General features: G+C 55.3%; 11 protein-coding genes and 4 pseudogenes. 14 read left to right on the forward strand and 1 reads right to left on the reverse strand.

Features of this window, described 5'->3' with window-relative positions:
* Window positions 1–5 precede the first annotated feature (5 nt).
* The 14 genes and pseudogenes from CXB77_RS22275 (at window position 6) to CXB77_RS24745 (ending at window position 12,770) form a co-directional block, all read left to right on the forward strand.
* Window positions 6–233 (forward strand): hypothetical protein, encoded by a 228-nt coding sequence (locus CXB77_RS22275; protein ID WP_242445751.1) that lies wholly within the window; start codon window positions 6–8, stop codon window positions 231–233.
* Window positions 203–1,585: a thiol reductant ABC exporter subunit CydD gene (gene cydD / locus CXB77_RS15075; RefSeq protein ID WP_242445818.1), complete on the forward strand. Its 1,383-nt coding sequence runs from the start codon at window positions 203–205 to the stop codon at window positions 1,583–1,585. The genes CXB77_RS22275 and cydD overlap by 31 nt, the downstream gene beginning before the upstream one ends.
* Before the next feature lie 135 nt (window positions 1,586–1,720).
* Window positions 1,721–2,242 carry an IS607 family transposase gene (locus CXB77_RS15080; protein WP_197711077.1) on the forward strand — a complete coding sequence of 174 codons (522 nt, stop codon included), beginning with the start codon at window positions 1,721–1,723 and terminating at the stop codon, window positions 2,240–2,242.
* Between the two features lie 93 nt (window positions 2,243–2,335).
* A complete protein-coding gene (gene ftsW, locus CXB77_RS15085) occupies window positions 2,336–3,541 on the forward strand; it encodes a putative lipid II flippase FtsW (RefSeq protein ID WP_431520738.1) in 1,206 nt (401 codons plus the stop codon).
* Window positions 3,526–4,038: pseudogene (locus tag CXB77_RS15090) on the forward strand (UDP-N-acetylglucosamine--N-acetylmuramyl-(pentapeptide) pyrophosphoryl-undecaprenol N-acetylglucosamine transferase); the annotation flags it as partial. The gene ftsW and the pseudogene CXB77_RS15090, both read left to right, overlap by 16 nt.
* Before the next feature lie 215 nt (window positions 4,039–4,253).
* Window positions 4,254–4,799 (forward strand): annotated as a pseudogene (locus tag CXB77_RS15095) (UDP-N-acetylglucosamine--N-acetylmuramyl-(pentapeptide) pyrophosphoryl-undecaprenol N-acetylglucosamine transferase); the annotation flags it as partial.
* Between the two features lie 71 nt (window positions 4,800–4,870).
* On the forward strand, window positions 4,871–6,409 hold the full coding sequence (gene murC / locus CXB77_RS15100) for a UDP-N-acetylmuramate--L-alanine ligase (RefSeq protein ID WP_105074525.1): 1,539 nt from the start codon (window positions 4,871–4,873) through the stop codon (window positions 6,407–6,409).
* Window positions 6,406–7,302 carry a UDP-N-acetylmuramate dehydrogenase gene (gene murB, locus CXB77_RS15105; RefSeq protein ID WP_105074526.1) on the forward strand — a complete coding sequence of 299 codons (897 nt, stop codon included), beginning with the start codon at window positions 6,406–6,408 and terminating at the stop codon, window positions 7,300–7,302. The genes murC and murB overlap by 4 nt, the downstream gene beginning before the upstream one ends.
* Window positions 7,286–8,214: pseudogene (locus CXB77_RS15110) on the forward strand (D-alanine--D-alanine ligase). The gene murB and the pseudogene CXB77_RS15110 overlap by 17 nt, the downstream one beginning before the upstream one ends.
* The gene (locus CXB77_RS15115; RefSeq protein ID WP_242445752.1) at window positions 8,207–9,061 is read left to right on the forward strand and encodes a cell division protein FtsQ/DivIB; all 855 of its coding nucleotides are present in this window, start codon (window positions 8,207–8,209) and stop codon (window positions 9,059–9,061) included. Before CXB77_RS15110 ends, CXB77_RS15115 begins: the two are co-directional and overlap by 8 nt.
* Window positions 9,062–9,066: 5 nt before the next feature.
* Window positions 9,067–10,326 (forward strand): cell division protein FtsA, encoded by a 1,260-nt coding sequence (ftsA, locus tag CXB77_RS15120; RefSeq protein WP_105074527.1) that lies wholly within the window; start codon window positions 9,067–9,069, stop codon window positions 10,324–10,326.
* Window positions 10,327–10,453: 127 nt separating this feature from the next.
* Entirely contained in the window at window positions 10,454–11,617 is a 1,164-nt protein-coding gene (ftsZ, locus tag CXB77_RS15125; protein ID WP_105074528.1) for a cell division protein FtsZ, read from the forward strand.
* Between the two features lie 241 nt (window positions 11,618–11,858).
* Window positions 11,859–12,445: pseudogene (lpxC, locus tag CXB77_RS24740) on the forward strand (UDP-3-O-acyl-N-acetylglucosamine deacetylase).
* Entirely contained in the window at window positions 12,438–12,770 is a 333-nt protein-coding gene (locus CXB77_RS24745; RefSeq protein WP_431520739.1) for a UDP-3-O-acyl-N-acetylglucosamine deacetylase, read from the forward strand. The pseudogene lpxC and the gene CXB77_RS24745 overlap by 8 nt, the downstream one beginning before the upstream one ends.
* Window position 12,771: 1 nt before the next feature.
* On the opposite strand, the gene CXB77_RS15135 is transcribed toward CXB77_RS24745, so the two are convergent.
* A complete protein-coding gene (locus CXB77_RS15135) occupies window positions 12,772–13,233 on the reverse strand; it encodes a DciA family protein (RefSeq protein WP_105074529.1) in 462 nt (153 codons plus the stop codon).
* Window positions 13,234–13,242: the final 9 nt, after the last annotated feature.

Consider the following 13,242-nt stretch of genomic DNA (forward strand, 5'->3'; position numbering starts at 1 on the left):
CCAAAGTGCGAATTCATTTGCGCGATCAAGTGTATCGGCATTTGCAAACGCTCGGTCCAGCGTATCTCGCCACCGAACGCAGCGGCGCGTTGGTGGAAAACTCACCAAAGGCATCGATGATCGGAAGGTTATTACGCCGTTTTTTGCCGACGATGACCTTGACGATGATTTTGCCGCTGGCGCTATTAACGTCGTGCTGCCGATGGATTGGCTGGCGGGCGCAGTGCTGCTGATTACTGCGCCGATGATTCCGCTGTTTATGATTTTGATTGGCTCCGGCGCAGAAGTGCGCAATCAGCGCCAGTGGAAGCAGTTGGCGCGAATGAGTGCGCATTTTCTCGATGTCATTCAAGGCTTAACCACGCTCAAACTGTTTGGGCCAGCCGCCGCGAAGTCGCAGTTATCGCCAAAATTTCCGATGACTACCGGATCAGCACGATGCAGGTGCTGCGGATCGCGTTTTTTATCGTCGGCAGTGCTCGAATTTTTCGCCACTGTCGGCATCGCTATCATCGCCGTATTTATCGGTTTTCGTTTATACGACATGGCGTTACCGGTGCCGCCGTGGTTCAAAGTGCCCGACATCAACTTTTTGCACGGGTTATTTGTGCTGATGCTGGCGCCGGAGTTTTACGCGCCGCTGCGCAATCTCGGCACGCAATATCACGCACGAATGGCGGCCACGGCAGCAGCGGAACAACTGATTCGCGTGTTAGAGACCAATCCCCCCAACCACCCTGCGCCAACAAATCCCCCCAACCCCCCTTTGCTAAAGGGGGGCTCTTCAACTCCACCCTTTGCAAAAGATGCTCTTTCGTCTCCCCTCTTTAAAAAAGGGGGGCTGGGGGGGATTTCTTCACTCGCCGTGCGTTTCGAGACAGTGCATTTCAGTTATGAAGCCGGACGCGATGCGCTGCACGGGCTGAATTTAAACATTCCCGCTGGGCAACGGATCGCGCTGGTCGGCACCAGCGGCGCTGGCAAAACCACGATTATCAATCTGCTGCTGGGCTTTTTGACGCCGACCGCCGGGCGCATTGTGGTTAACGATCAGGACCTTGCAGAAATTAATCTCGCGGATTGGCGGCAACATCTGGCGTGGGTTCCGCAGCAGCCGCGTTTATTTCAGGGCAGCATCGCCGACAACATTCGGCTCGGTGCGCCAGCTGCATCATTTGATGCAGTGCGCGAAGCAGCGCGACGGGCGCGGATTGATGCGTTTATTGACGGTTTGCCAGATGGTTATGACAGCGTGGTTGGCGAACGCGGCGCGGGTTTGTCTGGCGGACAGATTCAACGGATTGCGCTGGCGCGAGCATTTGTGCGCGATGCGCCGCTGGTGATTCTCGACGAAGCAACTGCCAATCTTGATCCCGAAAGTGAACGGCTGGTGCAGGAAAGTATCGACGAGCTGGCGCAGGGACGGACGTTGTTGGTGATTGCGCATCGGCTGGCAACGGTGCGCCGAGCAGATCAAATTTTGGTGTTAGATCAAGGACAAATTGTAGAACAAGGCACTCATGTCAGCCTCGCTGCTGCCGGCGGACGTTATGCCCGTATGATTGCCGCAGATCGGGGACATTGAGGTTACAACATAGTAAACGATATGCTATGTTTTATTGAGTAATGTTAATGATTGCTTATGGCATCAAAACCCCATGTACATTCCAAGTAGAGAAGCTGCTAAACGACTCGGCTGCCATCCCTGTACGCTCAGAAAATGGGCAGATGCTGGCAAAATTCCCACATTCGCACCAGCAGCGGACAGCGCCGCTACGATGTTGATGCTTATCTCCGCATCCAACCCCAGCGCGTAGTCATTAGCTATTGCCGCGTCTCTTCATTCAAACAGCGCGATGATCTCGACCGCCAAGTTCAATTCATACGCAATCAATATCCACAAGCAGAGATCATTAAGGATATTGGTAGTGGACTCAATTTCAAACGCAAAGGACTTAAAGCCATTTTGGAACGCGCAATGCGCGGCGATTGCATTCAACTTGTGGTTGCCCACCGTGACCGACTGGCAAGATTTGGCTGCGAACTCATTCAACAGGTTATTGAACACAATGGTGGAGAACTCGTGATTCTTGACCAATCTTCTTACTCGTCAGAGCACGAACTTACCAACGACTTGCTCAATATCCTTCACGTCTTCTCGCGCCGAATACCCGGACTTGAAAATTACAAAAAGCAAGTTAATCAAGCTCTCACCGACGAGCAATCAAAAAAAGACCTTTAAGTATTGGATGATTGTTTCCCATTATGTATTTAATTGGACAATTCACTTTATAAGGTGAAAAACTTTGGTCAGAAATAGGTTCAATCAATCACCATGATGGCAATCGTCAAACGCACTCCGCGCCCACTCACTCGCCGCCGTGTGCGCCCACCACAACTTGATTATCCGCTGCTGATTTGCGCTGCCGGACTGCTGGCATTTGGCTTCATCATGGTCGCCTCCGCCTCAATGTCGATTGCCGAACGCTGCTGCAACGATCCATTTTTTTATGTTATTCGTCACGGTTTCGCCATGACGCTGGCGCTGGGCTGCGGATTAGCGACCTATTTTGTGCCATTAGAACGCTGGGAACGCGCAGGCACCGTTTTATTTTTATTAGGAATTTTAGTGCTGGCGCTAGTATTAGTCCCCGGCATTGGGCGCAGCGTCAACGGCGCCACGCGCTGGATTCCACTCGGTCCGCTCAACTTGCAACCGTCGGAATTCGTGAAACTTTTTGCGGTGATCTACGTTTCCAGCTATCTCGTCCGCCATGCCACCGCCGTTGCCAATCAAATCGTCGGCTTTATTCGTCCGATGCTATTAATTGGCGCAGCAGCAACTTTGATTTTAATGCAGCCGGATTTCGGCACAACGGCAGTGATGCTCACGACAGTCATGGGCTTATTATTTCTCGGTGGCGCCAGCTTATTGCCATTTGCTGTTTTAATTGGTGCAGTGGCGACGGGTTTAGTAACGCTGGTGATTTTTTCACCGTATCGAATGAAGCGCGTCATTTCATTTCTCGATCCTTGGCAAGACCCATTTAATAGCGGCTATCAACTCAGCCAAGCGTTAATTGCATTTGGGCGTGGCGAATGGACAGGCGTCGGTTTGGGTAATGGCATTCAAAAGCAATTCTTTCTACCGGAAGCGCACACCGATTTTCTCGTTTCTGTTGTCGGTGAAGAGTTTGGTTTAGTTGGCATTGTCGCCTTAATTGGCGCATTTGTTTTTTTAGCGCAACGCGCATTTGCCATTAGCGGCCGCGCCGAGGCACTCAATCAACGCTTCGGAGCGCATGTTGCCCAAGGCATTGCGATGTGGTTGAGTTTGCAAGCCTTTGTCAATATCGGCGTTAATATCGGTTTTCTGCCAACTAAAGGTTTAACCATGCCGTTTCTCAGTTATGGCAGTAACAGCCTGATTGTTGGCTGCATGGCAGTCGCCATTCTGCTGCGCATTGATGTCACCATGCGCCAGCTCGCGGCTGCCGCAATTCCAAAACCACAGCAGGGGGTGCGATGGGTTCGCGCATAACGATTGGCATCATGGCGGGCGGCACGGGCGGGCACGTTTTCCCGGCGCTGGCGGTCGCCGAAGTGCTGCGCCAGCACGGCGTTGAGGTGTTTTGGATCGGCACCCGCAGCGGCATGGAAGCGCGACTGGTCGCTGAACACGGTTTTGAACTGGAATGGATCGACATCGCCGGCGTGCGCGGCAAAAGCTGGGCAACGCGGCTGCGGCTGCCGTTCACCTTGGCGGGCGCAGTTTGGCAAGCGCAGACCATTTTGCGGCGACGGCAACCGGCGCTGGTGCTGGGCATGGGCGGATTTGTCGCCGGCCCGGGCGGATTAGCGGCGCGAATGTTGGGCATTCCGCTGGTGATTCACGAGCAAAACGGAATTCCGGGCTTGACCAATCGCTGGCTGGCGCGGCTCGCCACGCAAGTTTTTGAAGCCTTTCCGAACAGTTTTCCGCCAGCGCGAGGCGCAATCACGGTCGGGAATCCCGTGCGGCAGGCGATTCTTGACTTGTCGCTTAAATCCCCCCCGCCCCCCCTTTTCCAAAGGGGGGAGGAAGAAAAGCCCCCCTTTAGCAAAGGGGGGTTGGGGGGATTTGATGCAACAAGCCCGATCTCACCAATCCCCCCCTGCCCCCTTTTCCAAAGGGGGGAGATGAAAAGCCACCCTTAGAAAAAGGCGCTGCAACTGAGCCCCCCTTTAGCAAAGGGGGGTTGGGGGGATTTAATCTCCTCATTCTCGGCGGCTCGCTCGGCGCACAAGCGTTAAATGAAATCGTGCCCGCTGCGCTCGCCGCGTTGCCAGAAGCGCAGCGCCCGCAAGTGCGTCATCAAGCCGGTGAACGGACTTTGCAGCTTGCGCAGGCTGCGTATCAAACCGCTGGCGTCAGCGCCGAGATCACGCCATTTATCAACGACATGGCGGCAGCGTATGACTGGGCTGATCTGGTGATTTGTCGCGCTGGCGCGTTGACCGTTGCCGAACTCGCCGCAGCAGGCGTCGCCTCCGTGCTGGTGCCGTATCCGTTCGCAGTGGACGATCATCAAGTCGGCAACGCTCGTTATTTAAGCGATGCTGGCGCAGCGCGGCTGGTGTTGCAGCGCGATCTCAGCGCCAGCAGCCTGAGCGCGTTATTGACCGAATTGTTCGCAGATCGCAGCACTTTGTCGGCGATGAGCGCCCGCGCTCGCCAACTGGCTCAACCCGACGCTACCGCTCGCATCGCTGCCGCGTGTCTCGTCATTGCCCAACGCGCTCAATCTGCTGATAACTGACAACTTTTTTCCCAGCCCGCCCACTTCCCAGTTGTTTTCTGACAACTGCCAACTGACAACCGACAACTCAAATGAACACCCATTTTGAACACACCGCCGAGCGCATGGGGCGCATTCGGCGTTTACATTTCATTGGCATCGGCGGCGCTGGCATGAGCGGCATCGCTGAATTGATGGCCAATCTCGGCTACCAAGTCAGCGGTTCTGACATGCGCGAGAGCGACACCACGCGCCGCCTGACTGCGCTCGGCGTCACCGTGTTTATCGGACATCGCGCCGAACAGGTCGCCGCGACCGACGCGGTTGTCGTTTCCACCGCGATTGATGAAACCAATCCCGAAATCGCTGCCGCTCGCGCAGCGCGGCTGCCGATTGTGCGCCGGGCGGAAATGTTGGCGGAGCTGATGCGGTTTTATTACGGCGTCGCGGTCGCCGGCACGCACGGCAAAACCACGACCACCAGCTTGGTTGCCAGCATTTTGGCGGAAGGCGGACTTGATCCGACCTTCGTCATCGGCGGACGCCTCACCAGCGCCGGAGCCAACGCCAAGCTCGGCACCAGCAAATATCTGGTCGCCGAAGCCGACGAAAGCGACGCTTCATTTTTGTATTTGCAGCCGATGATTTCCGTCGTGACCAATATCGACGCTGATCACATGCGCACTTACGGCAATGATTTCAATCGCTTGCGCAGCACGTTTATGGAATTCCTGCACCATCTGCCGTTTTACGGGCTGGCGGTGCTCTGTCTGGATGACGACGAAGTACGGGCGCTGGTGCCGATGGTCGGACGCGCCGTGCGCACTTATGGCACTCATCCTGACGCAGACGTGCGGGCGACCGACCTGCGCCAGCACGAAATGCAAACGCGCTTTGTCGTCCACAGCGCCCAGCTCGCAGCGCCGCTGGAGATCACGCTCAATCTGCCCGGCCGTCATAACGTGTTGAATGCGTTGGCGGCGATTTGCATCGCGCTGGAATTGGGCGTGAGCGAGGCGGCGATTGCCCGCGCCTTAACCCAATTTGAAGGCGTCGGACGGCGGTTTGTCGCCAGCGCCATCACCGATGCTGCCGGACGCGAGCTGCTGTTGATTGATGATTATGGGCATCATCCCCGCGAGGTCGCTGCCACCATCGCCGCGATTCGTGCCGGTTGGCCGCAGCGCCGACTGGTGCTGGTATTTCAGCCGCACCGCTTCAGCCGCACGCAGGAGCAATTTGAGGATTTCGTTGCCGTACTTTCGACCGCCGACGCGCTGGTGCTGTGCGAGGTGTATCCGGCAGGCGAAGCGCCGATTGCTGGCGCAGATGGACGGGCGTTGATTCGGGCAATTCGGATGCGCGGGGCGCTGGAGCCGGTATTTGCGCAGCAGGTCAGCGAGGTGCCAGAACTGCTGCCGCATTTGCTCCAATCTGGTGACATCGTGTTGATTTCCGGCGCAGGCGACATCGGCGCACTGGCGGCAAGATTGCCGCAGCAGTGGTCTGAAATCCCCCCCAGCCCCCCTTTTCCAAAGGGGGGAGAATCCCCCCCAGCCCCCCTTTTTCAAAGGGGGGAGGGAGATGAAAAGCCCCCCTTTTTCAAAGGGGGGTTGGGGGGATTTGTATGAGCACTTATTCCGGCATCCTGCGCCATGATGAACCGCTGGCGCGTTACACGACTTGGCGCGTGGGCGGTCCAGCGCGACAACTGTATCGCCCAACTGATGTTGCTGATTTAGCGGCATTTTTGCGAGAATTGCCGCCCGCTGAACCGCTGCTGTGGCTCGGACTCGGCAGCAATGTGTTGATTGCTGACAGCGGTTTTGCTGGCACCGTGATTCACACGCTCGGCGGCTTGACCGGACTGGAACAGCGCGGCGCGACCGGCATTGTCGTTGACGCGGGAGTGCCGAGCGCCAAGCTGGCGCGATTTGCGGCGCAGCACAATTTATGTGGGCTGGAATTTCTGACCGGCATTCCCGGCACTTTTGGCGGGGCGCTGGCGCTCAACGCTGGCGCGTGGGGCGGTGAAACGTGGCCGCACGTCCGCTGCGTTCACACGCTGGATCGGCACGGCACGTTGCGCTGGCGCGAGGCAGCAGAATTCAACGTCGGTTATCGTCAGGTCAGCGGCGCAGCGGGCGAGTGGTTTGTTGCCGCCGAATTGGAATTGACGCCCGGCGATGGCGCGGCAGCGTTGGAGCGAATGCGCGAGATGCTGGAGCGCCGAGCGGCGACGCAGCCAATTGGTCAGCCGAGCTGCGGCTCGGTATTCCGCAATCCGCCCAATGATCACGCCGCCCGCTTGATTGATGCGCTGGGGCTGAAAGGCTATCGCATTGGCGGGGCGCAAGTTTCTGAAAAACATGCTAATTTCATCATCAACACCGGCAGCGCCACTGCCGCTGACATCAGCCATTTAATTGACTATGTGCAGCAGCAGGTGGCGCAGCACACCGGCATTCACCTGATTCCCGAAGTGCATCAAATTACTGGATATTCTGATGACAACCACGCTTGACGCCCAACAATTTGGCAAGGTCGCAGTGCTGCTCGGCGGACGTGCGGCCGAGCGCGAGATTTCTCTGAAAAGTGGACAAGCGGTGCTCGCGGCGCTGCAACGGCAGGGCATCGACGCCCATCCGCTTGATCCTGATGACACGGTGCTGGCGCAGTTGCGCCGTGGCAGTTATGACCGCGCTTTCATCATGTTGCACGGGCGCGGCGGCGAAGATGGGCAAATTCAGGGCGCACTGGAAACGATTGGCTTGCCCTACACTGGTTCCGGCGTGCTCGGTTCGGCGCTGGGCATGGACAAATATCGCTGCAAATTGGCGTGGACGGGCGCGGGTTTGCCGACTGCTGCCTCGGTGTTATTGCGCAGTGCCGCTGATTTACCCGCCGCTGCCGCGCTCGGATTTCCGTTGATGATCAAGCCGGTACACGAAGGCTCCAGCATCGGCATGGCGCGAGTGGCAGATGCGCCAGCATTGGCGCAGGCGTGGCAAGCTGCCGCGCATTACGATGATTTAGTGCTGGCGGAGCGGTGGATTGATGGCCCGGAATACACCTGCGCCATTTTAGACAGCGAGGCGTTGCCGCTGATTCGGTTGGAAACGCCGCATCTGTTTTATGATTTTGCAGCGAAATATCAAGCCGATAGCACCCGTTATCATTGCCCGTGCGGATTGGATGCCGCGACTGAGCAGCACTTCGCGAGCTGGCGCTGGCTGCGTTTACGACCGCTGGCGCGAGCGGCTGGGGACGGGTGGATTTTATGGTGGACGCCGCCGGGCAGCCGTATTTGTTGGAAATCAACACCGTGCCGGGGATGACCGATCACAGCTTGGTGCCGATGGCGGCGCGAGCGGCTGGCATTGATTTTGAAATGCTAGTGCTGCGGATTTTGGCGACGAGTTTGCGCCGTGGCTGAGAACGAAGCCGACGCTGATCCACCTCTCGCCAAGGAACCGGACGCGAAACCAGAAGTAGCGGAGATTGCTGCGCCGCTCGCTGCGAAAAGTGGTCAAAGCGGATTTTCTGGATTGCGGGCGATGTTGGCGTTATTGGTGGTGATGGCAATTGGCGTGGCTGGGTGGCTATTTAATGACTGGGAACCTCGGCTATTGCCAATTCGTGTGATTGAGGTCAAAGGTGAACTCCATCATTATTCATCGCAGCTATTGCAAAAAACCCTCACTGCGCGTCTGCGCGGTGGTCTTTTAACTGTTGATTTGCTTGAGCTTAAAGCGGCTGCCGAGGATTTATCTTGGGTTGGACATGCGAGTTTACGGCGCGTGTGGCCGGATCGCTTGGAAGTCGAAGTAGAAGAATATCGTCCGCTGGCGCGTTGGAATCAGGATAGTTTAGTCACGGCAACCGGCATCGTATTTAAGAAAGGCACTGGTATCGTTCCCGAGGGGCTGGCGCAGCTCGAAGCCGAAGAACCACGCGCTCCCGAAGTCGTAGCGCGTTATCAGGAATGGCGCGAGGCGCTGCGACACATTGGCCACGCAATTACCGTGTTATCAGTCGATTCGCGGGGCGACTGGCAAGTTGAATTGGCGAAAGGAACGCGGTTGCGGCTCGGCACCGATACAGTGGAAGAACGATTCGCCCGCTTTATCGCCAGTGCGCCACAACTGGAAGCAGCAGGTCATCCACTGCGGGTAGATTTGCGCTATCGCAATGGTTTTGCGGTGAAATGGGCTCCCAACGTTGAACCAGCGGTTCCCACGCCAAATAAAGATCGCCCCATGCAATCTGGCAATCGAGGATAAATTGAATGCCGCGACGTAATGATAAACGTAACGACAAGCGTAATGATAAGAATCTATTAGTCGGGCTGGATATTGGCACCTCAAAAATTGCCTGTCTGGTTGGCGAACTGAAAGACGATGACCAAATTGAAATCATTGGTATCGGTATTCATCCATCACGCGGATTAAAAAAGGGTGTCGTCGTGGATATTGAATCCACGGTGCAATCCATTCAACGCGCAGTGGAAGAAGCAGAATTGATGGCGGGCTGCGAAATCAATTCAGTGTATGCCGGAATTGCAGGCAGCCATGTGCGTAGTCTTAATTCACACGGCATCACTGCCATTAAAGAAGTGGAAGTATCGCAGGCGGATGTAGATCGGGTAATTGATGCAGCGCGAGCAGTGGCAATTCCGGCAGATCAGAAAATTCTGCACATCCTGCCGCAGGAATTCATCATTGATAATCAGGAAGGTATCCGCGAACCGATTGGAATGTGCGGCGTGCGTTTGGAAGCGCGAGTGCACATGGTCACGGGCGCAGTCAGCGCAGCGCAGAACATTAAAAAGTGTATTGAACGCTGTGGATTAGCAGTTGATGATTTGGTGCTGGCGCAATTGAGTTCCAGTTATGCGGTGCTCAGTGAAGATGAAAAAGAACTCGGTGTTTGTGTCATTGACATCGGTGGCGGTACGACCGATTTGGCAGTATTCACTGATGGCGCAATTCGGCACACGGCAGTCATTCCCATTGCGGGCGATCAAGTGACTAATGACATTGCAGTGGCGCTGCGTACTCCAACGCAACATGCGGAATTGATTAAGGTCAATCACGCCTGCGCGTTGACGCAATTGGCGGGGAATGGCGAAACGATTGAAGTGCCGAGTATTGGCGACCGTCCACCGCGACGGCTGTCATGTCAAACGCTTGCTGAAGTAGTTGAGCCACGTTATGAGGAACTTTTAACGTTGCTGCATAATGAATTGCGACGCAGCAGCTTTGAGGATTTGATTGCTGGCGGTGTGGTGTTAACCGGCGGCAGTGCGAAAATGGAAGGGCTGCTCGAATTGGCGGAGTCGGTATTTAAAATGCCGGTACGTTTGGGATTGCCGCAGCATGTGATTGGAATGGATGAAGTAGTGAATAATCCAATTCATGCGACAGGCGTTGGTTTGCTGATTTATGCGCGACAACATCGGTTTACCCCGAATCCTGAATTGAATGAGCAACAGGGTTTGAAAGGAACGTGGACGCGAATGCGCAGTTGGTTTCAAGGTAATTTTTAGCGTATTGATTTCGCGCCAAATCTGTGGTGATGAAGTGTCAAATGGCGGTCATGCACGAATAGTGTACGGTCTAAATAAGGTTTTCGTGTACTGCGATAAAAAAGTACACAATTAGGAGATGAGCTTCATGTTTGAAATTATCGACAATCAAACGCCAAATGCGGTGATTAAAGTCATCGGAGTGGGCGGCGGTGGCAATAACGCTGTCAATCACATGGTGAATTCAACCATTCAAGGCGTGGATTTCATCTGCGCGAATACGGACGCGCAGGCACTTAAAAGCTCGAATGTAAAAACCATTCTGCAATTGGGCGCTGGAATCACGAAAGGGCTGGGTGCTGGCGCAGACCCCGAAGTTGGTCGCCATTCGGCAATTGAGGATCGGGATCGCATTCAAGAGGCGCTGCAAGGCGCAGATATGGTGTTTATTACTGCGGGCATGGGCGGCGGCACCGGCACTGGTGCGGCACCAGTGGTCGCGCAGGTGGCGAAGGAACTCGGCATTTTGACGGTCGCAGTCGTTACCAAACCGTTTCCGTTTGAAGGTGCAAAACGGCGGCGCGTGGCGGAAGAAGGCATCGCTGAATTGGCAAAATCAGTGGATTCGCTGATTACCATTCCGAATGAAAAACTGCTCGCAGTGCTCGGCAAGGACATGAGCCTGCTCGATGCGTTCAAAGCGGCGAATGATGTGTTGCTCAATGCCACGCAGGGGATTGCCGAACTGATTACGCGCCAAGGCTTGATTAACGTCGATTTCGCGGATGTCAAAACCGTCATGTCGAACATGGGTGTGGCGATGATGGGCACGGGCTCGGCACGTGGCGCGAATCGGGCGCGGGAAGCAGCGGAGGCAGCGATTAAGAGTCCGCTGTTGGAAGATATTGATTTAGCAGGCGCAAAAGGGATTTTGGTCAACATCACCGCTGGGTTAAATCTGACCATCGGCGAGTTTGATGAAGTCGGCAGCACGGTGCGCGACTTTGCGGATGATGAAGCGACGGTGGTGGTTGGTACGGTGTTTGACATGGAGTTGGAGGACGAACTGCGCGTGACTGTCGTGGCGACTGGTTTGGGGGAGCGCCGCGCCGCCAGCGTCCACAAACGCGGCGGCCACGCTGAACCGGGCATCCGTTTAGTGTCGGTTGATTCTAACGACGGACAGCCGGATTACCGTGAAATGGAGCGTCGTCCAGCGATTTACCGGCGCGGCGGCAATGCCATCGCTTCGGAAACGATTGATGACGATTATCTGGATATTCCGGCGTTTTTGCGGCGTCAGGCCGATTAACTCGGCGCAATGGTTGTTTAATTTGAATCTCCATTAAAAACAAGGAGATTTGCGCTTTTTCGATATTGAACTTGAAAAAAGTTCGGGAAAACCCTAGGCTAATCCTCAAACGCGCCGATTTGTGAGCGCAAAACGCTATGACGACCAGACAATAAGCGTGATTTAGCAGGGATGGCTGAATCACGCGGCACTGTCGATCAGCAAGCACAGGATGTCGTTAGCCGCTGTGGAGACCCGAACGATGCTTAGGCAACGTACCTTGAAAACTGTGGTTGGAACGACCGGCATTGGACTGCATACCGGCGCGAAAATCGAACTCACGCTGCGCCCCGCAGCTCCCGATACCGGCATCATTTTTCGGCGTGTTGATTTAGATACGCCGGTCGAAATTAAAGCGACGCCGTTTAATGTCGCTGATACCCGTCTCTCCACCACGCTCTCCCGCGATGCAGTGCGCATCTCCACGGTGGAACATCTTTTATCCGCTTTTGCTGGGCTGGGCATTGATAACGCTTGCGTGGATGTTGGTGCGGCAGAAGTGCCGATCATGGACGGCAGTGCTGCGCCGTTCGTGTTTTTGCTCCAATCCGCTGGAATTGAAGAACAAAATCGCGCCAAACGCTTTATCGCATCAAGCAGCCGATTGAAGTGCGCGATGGCGATAAGTTTGCGCGGTTCACGCCATACAACGGCTTTCGCGTTGATTTCTCGATTGATTTCGATCATCCCGCGTTTACTGCTCGCGCCAATCGCGCCACCGTTGATTTTTCCACTGCGTCTTTTGTCCGCGAAGTGAGTCGAGCACGAACCTTTCGGTTTTTTGCGTGACATCGAACACCTGCGCCAGCATCAGCTCGCACTCGGCGGCAGTTTGGATAACGCCGTCGTCGTTGACGAATACCGCATTCTCAATGACGAAGGGCTGCGTTATGAAGACGAGTTTGTGAAGCACAAAATTCTTGATGCGATTGGCGATCTGTATTTGCTCGGTCACACGCTGATTGGCGCGTTCACTGCGCACAAATCCGGTCATGCACTGAACAACGCACTGCTGCGGGCGCTGGTCGCGGAAGAATCAGCATGGGAAGCAGTGTCGTTTGAAGACTCCGCTGCTGCGCCGATTTGTTACGCCCAGCCGATTCCTGCGCTCTGAATCAATCCGCAGAGGTGGTGGAGTCAGCTACATGACGACTCGCCAAGCGCATGAATAACGCACTTAATTCTGGATCAGTCTCTGCTGCCGCCGCTTCCCGTAAATGGGCAGCGGCGGTTGCCGTAATGCGCGGAGCAGATCGCGTTACCGAGCGAGTTCCTGTTGCCAAATGTGTATTCAGGCAAATCCGACCGGTTACCATCCGAATCTCGTGTGCCGTCAATGCAGCGGCAAGATCAATCGCCATAAACCGCAGTCGGGTTAACCATGCTGGCGAATCGAGATACAGCGTTAAATGTGTTCCATTCCGTTTGACATCGACGCAGTGGATTTGCATCGCAGATGGCAACTGTTCGCGTACTATTGCCAACAGTGCAATATCCTGCTGGCGCTGATGAATAAGCTGTTGAACTAAAGGATTTTTTTGTAATAAATCGCCAATTGGCGATGCTTTGGTGTTCATTGATTGTGC

The sequence above is a fragment of the Chromatium okenii genome, assembly GCF_002958735.1.
In the GTDB taxonomy this organism is placed as follows: Bacteria; Pseudomonadota; Gammaproteobacteria; order Chromatiales; family Chromatiaceae; genus Chromatium; species Chromatium okenii_A.

Excerpts from the sequence above, each read along its gene's own strand:
- murC (WP_105074525.1), top strand. The coding sequence starts at position 4,871 with ATGAACACCCATTTTGAACACACCGCCGAGCGCATGGGGCGCATTCGG.
- CXB77_RS15135 (WP_105074529.1), bottom strand. The coding sequence starts at position 13,233 with ATGAACACCAAAGCATCGCCAATTGGCGATTTATTACAAAAAAATCCT.
- CXB77_RS15080 (WP_197711077.1), top strand. The coding sequence starts at position 1,721 with ATGGGCAGATGCTGGCAAAATTCCCACATTCGCACCAGCAGCGGACAG.
- ftsZ (WP_105074528.1), top strand. The coding sequence starts at position 10,454 with ATGTTTGAAATTATCGACAATCAAACGCCAAATGCGGTGATTAAAGTC.
- cydD (WP_242445818.1), top strand. The coding sequence starts at position 203 with ATGGATTGGCTGGCGGGCGCAGTGCTGCTGATTACTGCGCCGATGATT.
- ftsA (WP_105074527.1), top strand. The coding sequence starts at position 9,067 with ATGCCGCGACGTAATGATAAACGTAACGACAAGCGTAATGATAAGAAT.
- murB (WP_105074526.1), top strand. The coding sequence starts at position 6,406 with ATGAGCACTTATTCCGGCATCCTGCGCCATGATGAACCGCTGGCGCGT.
- ftsW (WP_431520738.1), top strand. The coding sequence starts at position 2,336 with ATGATGGCAATCGTCAAACGCACTCCGCGCCCACTCACTCGCCGCCGT.